Consider the following 14,838-nt stretch of genomic DNA (forward strand, 5'->3'; position numbering starts at 1 on the left):
AGGTAACGACGATACTTAGGCACGCTATGACTGATACGACCCTCTCTGACCACATCCACGCTGATAAAACCACGCCATTGATCTGGCCGGGTCTGGCGCTCGCCGCCATGATCGCCGCGCTGGCCTTTGCGCTGCGGTATCTGCCGGGGGTGGGGATGCTGAGCCCGTTGATCCTCGCGATCCTTCTGGGCATGGCGCTGCGCAACACCCTTGGCACGCCCGAGGTGGCGAAGGCAGGGCTTGCGATCAGTATGCGGCCGGTGTTGCGGGCGGGGATTATCCTGATGGGGTTGCAGCTGACGCTGGGGCAGGTTGCGGCTGTCGGCTGGGTGGGGGTCGCGGTGATCGCGCTGTCGCTGGTGCTGACCTTCGGGTTCACCACATGGCTGGGCCGCGTGCTGGGGGTGGATGCCAAGCTGACGCAGTTGATCGCGGCGGGCACGTCGATCTGCGGGGCCTCTGCCGTGATCGCAACCAATACCGTCACCCGTGGCCGCGACGAAGACGTCGCCTATGCGGTGGCCTGCGTGACGATTTTTGGCTCGCTCTCCATGATCCTGCTGCCCTTGGCGGAAAACTGGTTGACCCTTGGCCCGCGCGGCTTTGGCCTTTGGACAGGTGCGTCGATCCACGAGGTCGCCCAGGTCGTCGCCGCCGCCTTCCAGCGCGGCGAGGAGGCCGGACAGTTCGGCACGATTGCCAAGCTCACGCGGGTGATGATGCTTGCCCCGATGATCCTGTGTCTGGGGGCCTTTGCCGCGCGGCGGCGTCAGGGGCAAAGCGGTGGCGGCAAGGCCCCGATCCCGTGGTTTGTTTTCGGGTTCATCGCGATGGTCGGCGTGGCCTCGACCGGTTGGGCACCGCAGGCGGTGCTGGCCCCCGCGACCGCTGTGACGCAATTCCTGCTGGCGATGGCGCTTGCGGCGATGGGGCTTGAGACTGATCTGCGCAAACTTGCCGCGGCGGGGGGGCGTCCGGCCTTGCTGGGGGCGGCGGCTTGGGTCTTTATCATGGGGGTCAGCCTTGCGCTGATCATCCTGACGGGGGCCGCCTGATGACACTGGACCAGTTGCGCATTTTCGTTGCCGTGGCAGAGCGTGAACACATGACCCGCGCCGCCGAAGCATTGAACCAGACCCAAAGTGCGACCAGCGCTGCCATCGCCGCGCTGGAAGAGCGTCATAACCTGCGCCTTTTTGATCGTATCGGGCGGCGGATTGTGCTGACCGATGCGGGGCGCGATTTTCTGGGCGAAGCCCGCGCCGTTCTGGCCCGCGCCGCCATCGCCAGCCAGCGGCTGGATGATCTGGCGGGGGTGAAACGCGGCAGGTTGCGGCTTGCGGCAAGCCAGACGGTCGCGAACTACTGGCTGCCTGCGGTGATCGCGCGGTTCCGTGGGGCGCACCCCGAGATCGCGCTGACGGTGCGGATCGGCAACAGCGACGACGCCGCCCGCGCGGTCGAAGCATTGCAAGCTGACATCGGCATTATCGAGGGGGACTGCCAGCTCACCACACTCCGCGCTAAGGCGGTGGCGGGGGATACGCTGCGGTTGGTGTTTCCAAGCGGTGCCGAGGGGGGCGATCTTTCGCCCGAACGCTTGCGGCAGACCCCTTGGATCCTGCGTGAAGCAGGGTCAGGCACGCGCGACAGTTTTCGTCAGTGGCTCGGGCGGCAGGGTTTGGGGCTGGAGGAACTGGAAAGCACGCTGGAGCTTCCGTCAAACGAGGCGGTGTGCAGCGCGGTCGAAGCGGGCATCGGTGCTGCGCTGCTGTCCGATCTGGTGGTCCGCCGGTCGATCGAGGCGGGGCGGATGGTTGACGTGCCCATCGACACCCCGCAACGACAGTTTCACATCCTGACCCATGCCGAACGCCAGCCAAGCGCGCTTGAGGCCCGGTTCATACACCACGCCGAGACAAGCGCATAAGCGCGCCTCCTAGATAAGCTTCTGTCGCGCATCAGGGACAGTGGCGGGTGCCATCTTGGCGGCCTGAATCATCGCGGTCTTGCACCGCCACGCGGGCAGGCGGATGACGGCGCGGCTGTGATCCGCTTCTGCGTGGACCTCGAAATCGCCGCCGTGCATCTCGACCAGCTTGCGGGTCAGGGGCAGCCCCAGACCCAGCCCGCCCTTGGTCGCGCGGTGGTCCAGCGACCCGCCCACGACAAAGGGTTTGTAAAGTTCGGCCAGTTCGACATGTTCGTCGAAGCTGCCGTTGTCCCGCACCGAAATCTCGATATTCCCGTCCATGTCCTGAAACGTCTCTAGCGTGATGTCGGTCCCGCCGTGCATCACGGCATTCAACACCAAGGCTGTGACGGCAAGCTCGATCTGTTCGGCGTCCACATGCAGCGTATCCAGCATCACAGTATCACGAAGCGTGACCGTTTTGGCCGCCACATCCGTGGTGGGGAACTGCAACCCTGCAACCGCGCTCAGGATCGCGGCAAGGTCGCAGTTTTGTTCGTTCAACCGCAGCTCGCCGGTGCTGGCGTTACTATAGGACAGGATCGTTTCAATCAGTTTCGTCAGGTGATCCACCGACCGACGGGCCGAATGGATCAGCGTGGGGTTAGTACCGGTGCTTGCTGTCGCCTCCAACAGCTTGAGACTGCCGAAAAGCACGGTCAGCGGCGTGCGCAACTCGTGCCCGACCAAGGTCAGGAAGGCTGATTGCGCGGTTTTATCCTGCTGCACTTCGGGGGCTTCGGGTTGGCTCCGCTCTAGTGCGGCAACGACGATACGACCCAGATCGGTGAGCAGGGCAATCTGCTTTTCCGAAGGGTATTCATGGGGCTTCAGGTCCAGCGCGCACAGGCTTCCAAAGCGGTGACCGGAGGACAGGATAAGCGGCACACCGGCGTAATAGCGCGCCTCCGGCCCGCCCTTGGCGACCATCGGGTGCCGTTCAAAGCGGGCGTCCTTGCTGAGATCGGGCACGATCATCGGCGCGTCGGACATAATGGTGTGCGCACAAAAACCGGTGTCCTTGGGCATCGGGTCCAGATGCATGCCAACAACGGATTTATACCACTGGCTGTCCTCTTCGACCACGCTGATATGCGCAATCGGGCAGTCGAGCAGGGTGCGCGCCGCCTCGCATATCGTGTCAAACAACGCTTCGTTTTGTGCGGTCAGTCCCGGAATATCAAAAACGGCGCGCAGGCGGGCTTCTTCGTTAAAGGGAATCGGATAGGTTCTCATGCGGGGCTCCTTGGCTTTGGGGCAACTTGGTTAACAAATTGGGCATTCCTGCGGTCGCTTCGTGTCAGGACGGGGGGATAAGTAAGGTATGTTGACGTCACGGAAGGCGCGGCGGGTCGCCCACACATATGGTGGTTTCCAATCGCGGCGTTCCCTCCTATCGTTGCATCAATACGCAGGGCGAAGGGGGCGGAACGATGACATCCCACGGGCATGATCACAACGGCGATCATTCACATCTGACAGAAACCGAGGCGCGGGTGAGGGCGCTGGAAAGCCTGCTGAGCGCCAAGGGCTATATCGACAGCGCGGCGGTGGACCGGATCATCCAGACTTACGAGACCAAGATCGGCCCGCGCAACGGTGCGCATGTGGTGGCGAAATCATGGGTAGAGCCGGAGTTCGAGGCATGGCTGCGGCGCGATTCCTCTGCAGCGATCCATTCGCTCGGGTATCATTCCCGTCAGGGCGAGCATATCGAAGCGGTGTTCAACTCGGACGAGGTGCATCATCTGGTCGTCTGCACGCTGTGCTCTTGCTACCCGTGGTCGGTGCTAGGGCTGCCGCCGACGTGGTATAAATCGCCTCCCTTCCGGTCGCGGGCGGTGATTGATCCGCGTGGGGTACTGGCGGAGTTCGGCGTGACCCTTGATCCGGCAACGCGGGTCGAGGTGCATGATTCAACCGCCGAGATCCGCTATCTCGTGATCCCGCAGCGCCCGGCGGGAACCGAAGGCTATGCGATGGAACAGTTGGCCGATCTGGTGACCCGCAATGCGATGATCGGGACAGGGCTGGCGCGCGCGCCGCAGGTGGCATCATGAACGGCGGGGCGGACCTTGGCGGGATGATGGGCTTTGGCCCCGTGGTGCAAGAAGAGGACGAACCGCTGTTTCACGCCCCCTGGGAGGCCCGCGCGCTTGGGATCGTTGTGGCGCTTGGGGCCTGCGGGCAGTGGAATATCGATGCTGCGCGATCCGCGCGCGAGGATATGCATCCGGGCGATTATACCCGCACGCCCTATTACGCGATCTGGCTGAAAGCGGCCAAGCGGTTGATGGTGGAAAAGGGGATGCTCACCGAGGCAGAGATCGCGCAATCGGTGCCGCTGACCCCCGCCGCGCCGATCAAACGCAAGCTTGCTGCCGAAGATGTCGACGCCATGTTGGCGGCGGGTGGTCCGGCGGATCGGCCCGCGACTGGGACCCCGGCCTTTGCCGTCGGGGATCAGATCAGAACGATCAACAACCATCCCACAACCCACACCCGCATGGCACGCTATGCCCGCGACAAGATCGGGACAATCACCAAGGTGCACGGGTTTCACGTCTTTCCCGATAGCAATGCGCAAGGGCAGGGCGAGGATCCGCAATGGCTGTATCAGGTGGCCTTTTCGGCGCGCACGCTTTGGGGCGATCAGGCGCGCGCGGATGACAGCGTGACCCTTGATCTGTGGGAACCCTATCTGAGGACCGTATCATGACCCTGCCCGATCTTTCGCTTTTGCCCGATATTACGCTGTCGGATGATGAACCGGTGTTTGACGCGCCGTGGCAGGCGCAGGCGTTTGCGATGGCGGTGTCCCTGCATCAATCGGGGGCCTTCACATGGGCCGAATGGGCACAAGCGTTGACCGCAGAGGTGCATTCAGGGACAGAGCGTGACTACTACCAGCACTGGCTGACCGCGCTGGAAAAGATCGTGGCGCAGAAGCAGTTGACAACGGCGGGCGAGCTGGCGGCATGTAAAGACGCATGGCACGAAGCTGCGGCGCGGACGCCTCACGGGCAAGCTATCACGCTGTGAAGGGCTCCGGCGCAGGAAACCCCGCGCCGGAGGCGATGTCTTAGCGGCCGACCCAATCGGGCAGGAACATCACGATATCGGGCACGGCGATCAACGCCGCGACGATCAGCAGATCAACGATGACGAACCAGAACACGCCCTTGAAGATCGTGGACAGCGACGCGGTATTGCCGACCACACCTTTGATCACGAAGACATTCATCCCCATGGGCGGCGTAATCATCCCGATCTCGAGCAGTTTGACCAGCACCACACCGAACCACAGCAGGCTATAGCCCGTCTCTTCGACGATGGGCAGAACGATAGGCAAGGTCAGCAGCATCGCACCGACGGGCTCCAGCATCATGCCAAGCGCAAGATAGACGCAAACGATGCCGATCATGATCAACAGCGGCGCGGCACCAAAGCCCAGGATCGCATCGGACAGCGCGTCCCCGATCCCCGACAGCGCCAGAAAGCGTGTCAGCAGGCTGGCACCCACGGCGATGATCAGCAAAGCGGCGGTGGTGGTCAGTGTTTCGGTGATCGCCATGCGCAGCGCCTTGAACGTCAGCGTGCGGTACAGCAGGGCGACAATGGTCGACAGCATGGCCCCGATGGCACCCGCTTCGGTCGGGGTGAACGCCCCGCCAAACAGACCCGCGAACACACCGATTACGATCAGCAGCACCGGCCATGTCTGACCCAATGCCTTGATCTTCTCCGCGCGCGTCGCGCTGATCTGGACCGGAGGTGCAAGATCAGGGTTCATCTTCACCCGCACGAGGATCAGCACGATATAGGCGACCAGCGTGATCACCCCGACCACCAGCCCCCCCAGGAACAGGGCACTGACCGACTGGCGCGAGATGATGCCGTAAAGGATCATCAGGATCGATGGCGGGATCAGGGCCCCAATGGTCCCCGCCGCGGCAACGGTGCCCGTCGCCAGTTCGGGGCTGTACCGGTGACGCACCATTTCAGGCACCGCGATTTTACCCATCGCCGCAGAGCAGGCGACCGAGGATCCGGTCACAGCGGCAAAACCCGCGCAGCCAAAGACTGACGCAATCGCAAGTCCGCCCGGCAGGCTCGACAGCCAGATCTGCGCGGCGTTGAACAGCCCCTGCGTCAGCCTTGTGTGATAACAGATGAACCCCATGAACAGGAAGGCGGGGATAGAGCTCAGCACCCATGAATTGGCAAAGCTATAGGGCACGATCCCGAGGCTCCCCCAGGCGATGTTCCAGTTGAACATGGACCAAAGCCCGCCAAAGGACACGGCGATCAGCGAGATGCCAATCGGGATACGCATCAGGATCATCGCCAGCAGGATCGCGATAAAGATGCCTGCGATTTGTAACTCGGTCATTGTGCGTCTCCGCCGGCTAGATAGGGGTCTTCAACCTGCAAGGCGTTCAACCCGTGGGGGCGGCCGGTAAGGTGACAGATGAATTTCCACGCGGCGACGATCGACATCAGGCCAAAGCCCAAGGGCAGCGCCAGATAGGTGGGCCATGTGGTCACCTTGCCGCCTGCCTCGATCGAATAGGAGCCGCCGATAAATTTCGCCAAAGCCTCGTCTCCGGTGCGGATCGCGACGGTGGCGGTCACGATGCAGGTCAGCAACAAGGCCAGCCCCGCGAGAAAGCTTTGTACTTTGGTGGGAAACCTTTCGACCAGCAGTTCAACCGCGATGTGGCTGTCGTTTTGCTCAACAGCGGCGAGAGGCAGAAAGGCAATCGCGACCATATAAAAGGCCGAGACGTAAAGAATAGTAGAGTTCAGCGGCGTATCGAACGCAAAGCGCATGACCACGTCGATGGTGACATGGGCAACCAGCATCAGAACAATGATACCAGCCAGCGAAGCGGTCAACGTGATCACCGCAGAGATCACTGACGCGATAAGTTTCATCGGAGTATCCGTTTGCAAAAGGGGCCGTCGGGGGGCCACGCGCATCGGCGCGGCACCCCGTTGTGATCAGCGGATAGGCGGCTTACTGGGCGTAAGTCGCTGGGTCCACTTTGGAAATCACCTGATCCCAGATCACTTGGTTCAACGCGTCAGCGCTGTCCACGTCGACCACCAGATCGTTCCACTTGGCCAACAGGGGCTCGAAATCGGCGGCGATCTCATCGGCCCGCGCTACGTCATAAGTGTCTTTGAACAGGGCGGAAACGGTCTTGAGGTCCTGACGGCTGAATTCCTTGACCGCTGCCAGCAGCTCTGCGTCGGGTTCGTGGATGTTGATCCCGGCCCCACGCGCATGTTCGATCGCCGCGGCATCATCAGTGTAGAAGTTCCATGTGGTATGCGCCGTCATCTGGCTGCCACCCCACAGCAGGGCTTCGCGCGATGCGTCGTCCATGCCCTTCCAGCGGTCCGCATTCACGTTTGCCGAGGAAACGCCCGCAAAGACACCGCCCGGTACGGCCAGCGTGATGTCGGTGACGACCTCGTGCAGGTTGTAGTTTGTCAGCTCGGGCGCGGACAACATGGCGCAGTCGATGATGCCTTGATCCAGCGCTTCATAGGCTTCGGAAACGGGCAGACGCACGCCTTGGGCGCCGAAAGCTTCGGCGAAGCGCACGAAACCCGCACCACCGGCACGCAGACGCAGACCGTTCAGATCTTCGACGGAGGTGACTTTGACGTCCTTGCACAGCAGGTTGTACAGCGGGGTCACGCCGCCGCCGGTATAGACCTGATTTTGTGCGCTATATTCTTCCAGACACTCGGGGCATTTGGTGAAGGTGTATTCGACCATCGCGCCGGTGAAGGCCAGCGGCTCTTTACCTGTGGGTTTTTCAACAAGGTTCACCAGCAGGTTCATCTCGTGCAGGAAGAGGTTGGTGGAATATTCCGCCGGGTAGTAGGGCGGCAGCACAAAGCCGACATCCGCCAGACCGTCGCGCACACCGGGCGAGGTTTCAGGCAGGCTCAGCAAGGACATCGCGAAACCGGTTACGTCGACTTCACCGTCAGAGCGTTCGGCCACGGCTTCGGCGTAGGCGTCAACCGCCAGACCGATGGCAGAGTTATTCGGATAGCCGTAGGCAAAGTTCAGACGCTCTTTCGCGCTGGCCTGACCGGCGATGGCAACAGCAGCGACCAATGCGGTGACTGCGACGGATGATTTATAAGTCATGTATGTCCTCCCAAACATATATTTCGGGTCACGCAACCGCGCAAAACGCGTGGTTGCCCCTTGATTTTCGGTACTCGGCACACCGTCCATTCCCACGGTCTGATGTGTTGAGCCTGTGTTTTGACGGTCCAACATTCCGAGTAGTATGTTACTCTCGTAACAGGGCGCGCAGGTGTCAATAGCTGTCGGTGATGTAAGTGCGCTAACGGATAATTACGGGGGGTCCGCTGACGCAACGGCTTGTCACAACCGTTTTTTTCGGCTCAGTATTCACGCTACACGGGCAAAACCCCCGTTCTTTACTGCGCACCCGCTGTCAAAGGCTGAACCGAATGGACGAACACATCGATGACGACACGCTGACGGACGCCACCGAGGGGGCCGCGCCCAAGCATGACAGCCGCCGCGAGATCATCGAGGCGGCGGCGCAGTGCTTTATGCTCAAGGGGCTCGACAAGGCGACGATGGACGATATCGCCGATGTTCTGGGCGCGACCAAGGGGCGGGTGTACCACCATTTCCGGTCCAAGAACGCGATCTATTTCGCGGTGTACCGACAGGCGATGCAATATTGTTTTGACGCGGTTACCCCGCTGATATCATTGGATACTTCCAGCATAAGCAAGCTTGAATTGATGGCCCATGCCCATGCGCGGGTGATGATGGATACGCTGCCCTATCAGCGCAGTATCCGCTTGGGCGTAGAGGTCTATTTGCGCGGCTCCACCACCGAAGCCGAGCGCGCCGTGCTGCGCGAGCTGATTACCCTGCGCAACGACTATGAAAATCTCTACCGCGAGGTGCTGCGCGCGGGTGTGGCGCAGGGGGAGTTGGACGTGCCAAACATCGAAATCGCCAGCCGTGCGTTGATGGGTGCATTGAACGGGCTGGTTGACTGGTACCGTATCCGTCCCGATCAATCCGAGGGGGAGCGCGACGCGCTGGCCCGTGCTTTGGCGCATGCCGTGGTGCATGGCACCACGGCATAATCCATTTTCCTAGGCCGGTTTGGCCGCCGCATCCGCGCGGCGCTCTTTCGCGAGATAGGTGTGATATAGCGCCGGCACACCGATCAGCGTCAGAACAGAGGCAAAGCCCAAACCGCCCATAATCGTCACCGCCATCGCGGCAAAGAACGAATCGGCCAGCAGCGGCACCATCCCGAGGATCGTCGTGACCGCCGCCAGAACCACAGGGCGCAAACGGCTGACACTGGCGGTGACAATGGCGTCGTGCTGGTTCAGGCCGTTTTCTTTCTGCACGTCGATCTCTTCGACCAGAACAATGGCGTTCTTGATCAACATCCCCGACAGCGACAGCAGCCCCAGCAGCGCGGTAAAGCTGAACGCCAACCCCGAGAACAACAGCCCCAGTGCCGCCCCGTTGATCGCCATGGGCACGATGGTCCAGATCACCGCCGTCTGACGCAGTTTGCCAAACAGCAGAATGGTGATCAGCAACATGGTCCCGAAGCTCAGCGGCATCTGCTTGCCAAGCGAGGCCTGCGCGTCGCCCGCGTTCTCGAACTCTCCGCCCCATTCAAGGGTATAGCCGACCGGCAGCTCGATCTCTTCGATCAGCGGGCGGATCTGCGGGAAGACGGTGGGCGGGGTGACGCCTTCGATGACGTTGGCCTGTACCGTGATCGTCTGCACGCGGTTGCGCCGTTCGATCACCGCGTTTTCGGCGGTGACCTTGAACCCGTCGATCACTTGGCTCAGCGGCAGGTAGTCCCCAAGCGCGGCAGAATAGACGATCTGGTCGGGCAGCTGCCCGTTGCTCGCGGATTCCGCACGCGGCACCCGCACGATGATGTCGATCAGCCGGTCCCGTTCGCGGTAGGTGCCCGCGGTGATCCCATTGGTCGACAGGGCAATCGCATCCGCCACATCGCTGCGCCCGATGCCCACGGCCTGCGCACGATCCTCCGCATAGACAGGGCGGGTCACAAGCACTTTCTCGCGCCAATCGACATGTTCGGTATGCAGCAGCGGGGTTGCGTCACGCAGGATATCCTCTGCCTGATCGGCCAGATCGCGCAGCACTTCGGGGTCAGGCCCAGAAAAACGCGCCTCGATATCCGACCCGCCACCGGGGCCGAAAATGATCCGCTTGGTCTGCACTTCTGCCCAAGGCAGCGCGTTGATCGCGAACTGGTCAAGCTCGGCGCGCAGGGCGGGGATTGCGTCAGCCGAGGTGGCGCGCACCACCAGCTGCCCGATCGAAGGGTCGCTGTCTCCGGGTGTGTAGGTCAGAACATAGCGCGTCAGGCCGGCACCGATGGTCGTCGTCACCGTGTCCACGTCGTCGCGCGCGAGCAGCCAATCCTCGACCACCGCAAGATCGCGGGAGGTCGACTGGATAGAGCTGCCTTGCTCAGCCTTATATTCAAAGTAGAACAGCGGCGTGTTGGACGCAGGGAAGAACTGCTGTTTGACCTGACCAAAGATCATCACACAGGCCACCGTGGTGCCGATCAAGCCGGCAAACACCAGCCAGCGGAACCGCAGCACCAGCCTGACAAGGTTGCCATAGCTGCGGAAAATCGGGCCGTTATACCCGCTGTCGTCATCTGCCAGCCCGCCGATCTTCAGCATATAGTGCCCCAGCAAAGGCGTCACAGTCACCGCCACGACCCACGACATCAACAACGAGATCGCGATCACCGCAAAAAGCGAGAACATGAATTCGCCCGTGGCATCAGGCGACAGACCGATCCCGGCAAAAGCCATGATCCCAATGACCGTGGCCCCCAGCAGGGGGATCTGCGTATTCTGCGCCGCTGTATCCGCGGCGGCGACCGAGGGCCGCCCCTTGCGCATTTCCTGTTGCATACCCTCGGCGATGACGATGGCGTTATCCACCAGCATCCCCATCGCGATGATCAAGGCCCCAAGGCTGATCCGTTCAACTTTGACGCCGAACAGATACATGAAGAAGAACGTGGCCAGCACGGTCAGCAAAAGCGATACGCCGACAACAACAGAGGCGCGGACCCCCATGAACAGCGCAAGCACCCCGATCACCACGCCCACGGACATGGCAAGAGACAAAAGGAAGCTGTTGTTGGCTTCGTCCACGACGCGGTGTTGTTCGTAGATCGGCGTGATCTCTACCCCGACGGGAAGGAAGGTCTGCAAGGTCTCAAGCTGCGCTTCGACGCGTTTGCCGACCTCGACGATATTTTCCGATTCCAGTCCCGAAACGCCAAGGGTGAAGACCTCTTGCCCGTCTTGACGCAAAAGGTGGTCGGGGGCGTCCACACGGCCCCGCGACACGGTTGCCACGTCCAGTAGGTTCAGCACCTCGCCCTGAAAGCCGAAGGTCAAGGCGCTGATGTCATTGACACTATCATCGCCCGAGGGACCGTCGATCCGCAGGTTGGTATCGCCAGTTTCGACAAAGCCGGTGGGGTTGATCGCTGTGGATTCACTGATCGCGCCGATGATCACGCTGGGATCAATGCCAAGCTGTGACATCTTTTGCGACGCTGGTTCGACAAAAATCGCCTCTTCCGGCAGCCCGTCGATATCGACATTGGCAACACCGTCGACCGTCAGCAGGTCACGCCGGATAAAAGTCGCGATCTCCCAGATCTCGGAATCCGAAAAGCCGGGGGCGGAGACGGCATATAGGATACCGAAAACATCGCCAAAGTCGTCGTTCACCTGTGACGGATAGGCCCCCGAGGGCAGTGAGCTTGCCGCGTCAGACACACGATCCCGCAGATCGTCCCAGACCTGTGGCAGCTCGGTCCCGTCGTATTCATCCTGCATCTCGACTTCGATGACCGACAGCCCGTGGGTATTGCGCGAGGTGACGGTCTTGACCTCGTCCATCTGCTGGATTTCAGCCTCTAGCACCTCAGAGATTTCGGTCGCCACCTCTGCCGCGCTGGCACCGGGATAGGCGGTGGCGACGATGGCGGATTTCAAGGTAAAGCTCGGGTCTTCCAGCTTGCCGACCGACAGGTAGCCAAACACACCCCCAAACAGGGCGAAGAGGATGAAAATCCACGTATAAAGCGGATTTTCAATGGAGAAACGTGCGATTTTCATAGTTTACTCGATGCTCAACCCGTTGAAGGGGCGCACGGTGTCGCCCTCGCGCAGCAGCTGTGTGCCAGCGCCAACAACCAGGGTGCCCGGCTCAAGCCCCGTGGCGATGATATCTGTGCCGGTATTCGAGGACACGTCGACGTTGACCCAGCTGACCTGACCCTGTTCGCCGGTCTCGTCAGGGGTATAGACCATGACCCGCGCCTGATCCTCGGCCATAACCACGGCGGAAGGGGGCAGGGTCGTTGCAGTGTCGTCACCTGCCGCGATCCGCGCGGTGACGCTCATCGATGCGCCGGGGATCAGTTTCGGTGTGACCCGATCAGAGGGGAGCGCCAGCGTCACGCGGTAACTTTGCCCGATGCTTTGCGTTTCGGCGTTGAACTCGCGCAATTCAAGCGGCACACCACCGGCAAATAGCGGCGACGTGCCGGTAAATTCGACGTCAGCCGCATTTGAATACGTCTGGAACATCTGTTCGGGAACGTCGATCTCGACGCGTACTTCCGACATGTCATGCAGTCGCACAATGGCCTGACCCGGAGAGACATTGGCATAATTCGGCGTCAGACGCGAGGCGACCAAGGCGCGAAACGGGGCGATCAGCGTCGCGTGGTCCAGCGCCTCGCGGGCCTCGCTCAACGCGATCCGCGCCAGATCGCGGGCGGTTTCCGTGTCTTGCGCCTGTGCCGTGGACACGGCATTGCTTTTGGCCAGCGTTTGCGAGCGTTCGAAATCCCGTTCGGCTTGGGTCAGCTGTACCTCGGCACGCTGCACCGCGCGTTCAAACGGCACCGGATCCAGCGCTGCGATCTGCACGCCTTCTTGCAGGAACTGCCCTTCTTGCGCGTCGAACATCACCATGCGGCCGCCGACCTCGAACGACAGGTCCACTGTTTCCAGCGCTGCGATCTTGCCGAAAAAGACCCGCTGCACCTGCGACGCGGCACCGCCCGCCTCTATCAATTTGACCGACCTGATCGGCGCGGGCGTGCCCGAGGGGGTCAGGTCTTCTGCGTCTTGTGCAACGAGAGGCGTCGCAAGAGTGGCGCATAAAAGGACGGAAATCAGCTGCTTCATATCAAAGGCCTTTCGAGTACTGGGCGGTACTTACGCGCAGTGACGTACAGTTCAACCCCCCTTGGTACCGTTCAGCACTTTTATTTCACCCATACACGTCCTAGTTCTGCAATATGAATGAAAACGCATCAAAATCGCGAATACTGTCGACAGCGCGCGCCCTGTTCTTCGTCAAAGGCTTTGAAAAAGTCACGACGGACCTTTTGGCGCGCGAGGCTTCTGTGTCCAAGGCGACGATCTACCGCCATTTCGACAATATGTCGGAGATCCTGCAAAATGTGCTCGAGGCCGAGGCAGAGGTTTTTCGCGCCGAGGTGCTGGGAGATATCTCGGACCATCCCGATTTGCGCACCGCGCTGATGTCGTTCGGGCGGAAATTTCTGAGCTTTCTAGGGGAGCAGGATTCGGTCGAGTTTACCTGTCTGATCCACGAGGTCGCCCGCGACTACCCGCAGATCGGGCGCACCTTCTATACCGCCGCCTTCGAGGCGGTTTGCGCCGCCGTTTGCAGTCTGCTGGTGCAAGGGCAGGAAAACGGCGATCTGCGCGACGATTTCGACCCGCGTGATGTCGCCGAAGACCTTATTTCATTGCTCAAGGGCTTTGGCATGGTCCGTGCGCAACTGGGGCTGACGACGCGCCCGTACAAGGATATCGACCAGCATGTCACCCGTGCGGTCGATACCATTCTGGTCGCTTATCGGGCTTCAGACGGGGTCGGGTCGGCGTAATTCGCCACATGCATGATCGCGGCTTGCGTATTGTCGCCGCTGATGTTCAGCTTGGGGCCCAAGGGCAGCGCGCTCATCCCCAGACGGTTCATCCAGCGCTGGAACACGGCAGGCACGATCCCGATCACATGGGTCGCCCCTTGTTCGGTCGCGGCACGCGCCATGCCCCGGATCAGCTTGGTCTGGATCGCCAGCCGCCGGTGCGCGGGCTCGTTTTTTGACAAAAACAGCCGCGTGGCTTCCCAGACGTGGGGCATCACTGGCGCGTCTTCGTAAAGCACATATTCAGGGATATCCGGCAACATCCCGCGCTGTGCGTCTTTCAGCATATATGTATAACAGCCGCATTGCGCCGTGGTGGGCAGTAACCGCACGCCCGCCAGCACCCGGCCGTATTCGTGGATCACGACAGACCGGCTTTGGGGGGTGTCGTACTGGTCAAACTCCATCCCTTCGGTATGGGGCAGATCCCATTCCTTTTGATCGATAAAAACTGATTTGCGTGCTTTTAGAAAATCTGAATAGAGCTGGCCATACCTATACTGGTTGCCGATATGCACCACTGTCTCTTCCAGCCGTGTCGCGTATGAAGGGACATCACTTTCAACGGGTCGTGTCTGAAGAGCGGCCTGAACCGAAGGCTCCAGCTGGATCGTCTCTGCACGCTGGTGCGATTTTGCGTTCTGGATACCCATTGTTCTTTGCCCAAAGCTCCGCTCAAGTAACGAAAAAGTTAACAAAATGCATACAGCCACGGTTCTGCCATGATCGCAACAAATTTTCCACCAATAGTTGAGGTGTATCGTAGTGAAATATCAGCAGATT

14 protein-coding genes are annotated in these 14,838 nt (G+C 60.9%); 7 read left to right on the forward strand and 7 right to left on the reverse strand.

Features of this window, described 5'->3' with window-relative positions:
- Window positions 1–26: 26 nt before the first annotated feature.
- Both B4F27_RS16285 and B4F27_RS16290 read left to right on the forward strand, forming a co-directional pair.
- Window positions 27–1,055, forward strand: a complete 1,029-nt coding sequence (locus B4F27_RS16285; protein ID WP_286760165.1) for a YeiH family protein — start codon at window positions 27–29, stop codon at window positions 1,053–1,055.
- Window positions 1,055–1,930, forward strand: coding sequence for a LysR substrate-binding domain-containing protein (locus tag B4F27_RS16290; protein WP_286760166.1), 876 nt, complete (start codon window positions 1,055–1,057; stop codon window positions 1,928–1,930). The genes B4F27_RS16285 and B4F27_RS16290 overlap by 1 nt, the downstream gene beginning before the upstream one ends.
- Before the next feature lie 9 nt (window positions 1,931–1,939).
- Here the strand turns inward: B4F27_RS16290 and B4F27_RS16295 are convergent, their stop codons facing one another.
- Window positions 1,940–3,208: a GAF domain-containing sensor histidine kinase gene (locus tag B4F27_RS16295; RefSeq protein WP_286760167.1), complete on the reverse strand. Its 1,269-nt coding sequence runs from the start codon at window positions 3,206–3,208 to the stop codon at window positions 1,940–1,942.
- Window positions 3,209–3,405: 197 nt separating this feature from the next.
- On the opposite strand from B4F27_RS16295, the gene nthA reads away from it, so the two are divergent.
- From nthA to B4F27_RS16310, 3 genes are read left to right on the forward strand one after another with little or no spacing between them, the layout of a single operon-like run.
- Window positions 3,406–4,032, forward strand: coding sequence for a nitrile hydratase subunit alpha (gene nthA / locus B4F27_RS16300; RefSeq protein ID WP_064215707.1), 627 nt, complete (start codon window positions 3,406–3,408; stop codon window positions 4,030–4,032).
- A complete protein-coding gene (gene nthB, locus B4F27_RS16305; RefSeq protein ID WP_278376435.1) occupies window positions 4,029–4,691 on the forward strand; it encodes a nitrile hydratase subunit beta in 663 nt (220 codons plus the stop codon). The genes nthA and nthB overlap by 4 nt, the downstream gene beginning before the upstream one ends.
- Window positions 4,688–5,014 (forward strand): nitrile hydratase accessory protein, encoded by a 327-nt coding sequence (locus tag B4F27_RS16310; protein WP_114865443.1) that lies wholly within the window; start codon window positions 4,688–4,690, stop codon window positions 5,012–5,014. Before nthB ends, B4F27_RS16310 begins: the two co-directional genes overlap by 4 nt.
- Window positions 5,015–5,054: 40 nt before the next feature.
- Here the strand turns inward: B4F27_RS16310 and B4F27_RS16315 are convergent, their stop codons facing one another.
- The 3 genes from B4F27_RS16315 to B4F27_RS16325 form a co-directional block, all read right to left on the reverse strand.
- Complete coding sequence (locus B4F27_RS16315; RefSeq protein WP_005848709.1) at window positions 5,055–6,365, reverse strand: TRAP transporter large permease; 1,311 nt, start codon at window positions 6,363–6,365, stop codon at window positions 5,055–5,057.
- Window positions 6,362–6,910 carry a TRAP transporter small permease gene (locus tag B4F27_RS16320; protein ID WP_009824216.1) on the reverse strand — a complete coding sequence of 183 codons (549 nt, stop codon included), beginning with the start codon at window positions 6,908–6,910 and terminating at the stop codon, window positions 6,362–6,364. The genes B4F27_RS16315 and B4F27_RS16320 overlap by 4 nt, the downstream gene beginning before the upstream one ends.
- A gap of 82 nt (window positions 6,911–6,992) precedes the next feature.
- Complete coding sequence (locus tag B4F27_RS16325; RefSeq protein WP_005848706.1) at window positions 6,993–8,144, reverse strand: C4-dicarboxylate TRAP transporter substrate-binding protein; 1,152 nt, start codon at window positions 8,142–8,144, stop codon at window positions 6,993–6,995.
- Between the two features lie 332 nt (window positions 8,145–8,476).
- Here B4F27_RS16325 and B4F27_RS16330 point away from each other — a divergent pair, with 332 nt between their 5' ends.
- Window positions 8,477–9,133, forward strand: a complete 657-nt coding sequence (locus B4F27_RS16330) for a TetR/AcrR family transcriptional regulator (RefSeq protein WP_286760168.1) — start codon at window positions 8,477–8,479, stop codon at window positions 9,131–9,133.
- A 9-nt stretch (window positions 9,134–9,142) separates the two neighbouring features.
- On the opposite strand, the gene B4F27_RS16335 is transcribed toward B4F27_RS16330, so the two are convergent.
- Window positions 9,143–12,202, reverse strand: a complete 3,060-nt coding sequence (locus B4F27_RS16335; protein WP_286760169.1) for an efflux RND transporter permease subunit — start codon at window positions 12,200–12,202, stop codon at window positions 9,143–9,145.
- A 3-nt stretch (window positions 12,203–12,205) separates the two neighbouring features.
- Window positions 12,206–13,282, reverse strand: coding sequence for an efflux RND transporter periplasmic adaptor subunit (locus tag B4F27_RS16340; RefSeq protein ID WP_286760170.1), 1,077 nt, complete (start codon window positions 13,280–13,282; stop codon window positions 12,206–12,208).
- A 113-nt stretch (window positions 13,283–13,395) separates the two neighbouring features.
- Between B4F27_RS16340 and B4F27_RS16345 the strand changes: the two genes are divergently transcribed.
- Complete coding sequence (locus B4F27_RS16345; protein ID WP_074637093.1) at window positions 13,396–14,013, forward strand: TetR/AcrR family transcriptional regulator; 618 nt, start codon at window positions 13,396–13,398, stop codon at window positions 14,011–14,013.
- Here B4F27_RS16345 and B4F27_RS16350 read toward each other — a convergent pair.
- Window positions 13,980–14,708, reverse strand: coding sequence for an acyl-homoserine-lactone synthase (locus tag B4F27_RS16350; RefSeq protein ID WP_074637091.1), 729 nt, complete (start codon window positions 14,706–14,708; stop codon window positions 13,980–13,982). The two genes, B4F27_RS16345 and B4F27_RS16350, sit on opposite strands and share 34 nt — an antisense overlap.
- Between the last annotated feature and the right edge of the window lie 130 nt (window positions 14,709–14,838).

This window comes from Sulfitobacter sp. UBA1132, assembly GCF_002311545.1.
Lineage (GTDB): Bacteria > Pseudomonadota > Alphaproteobacteria > Rhodobacterales > Rhodobacteraceae > Sulfitobacter > Sulfitobacter pontiacus.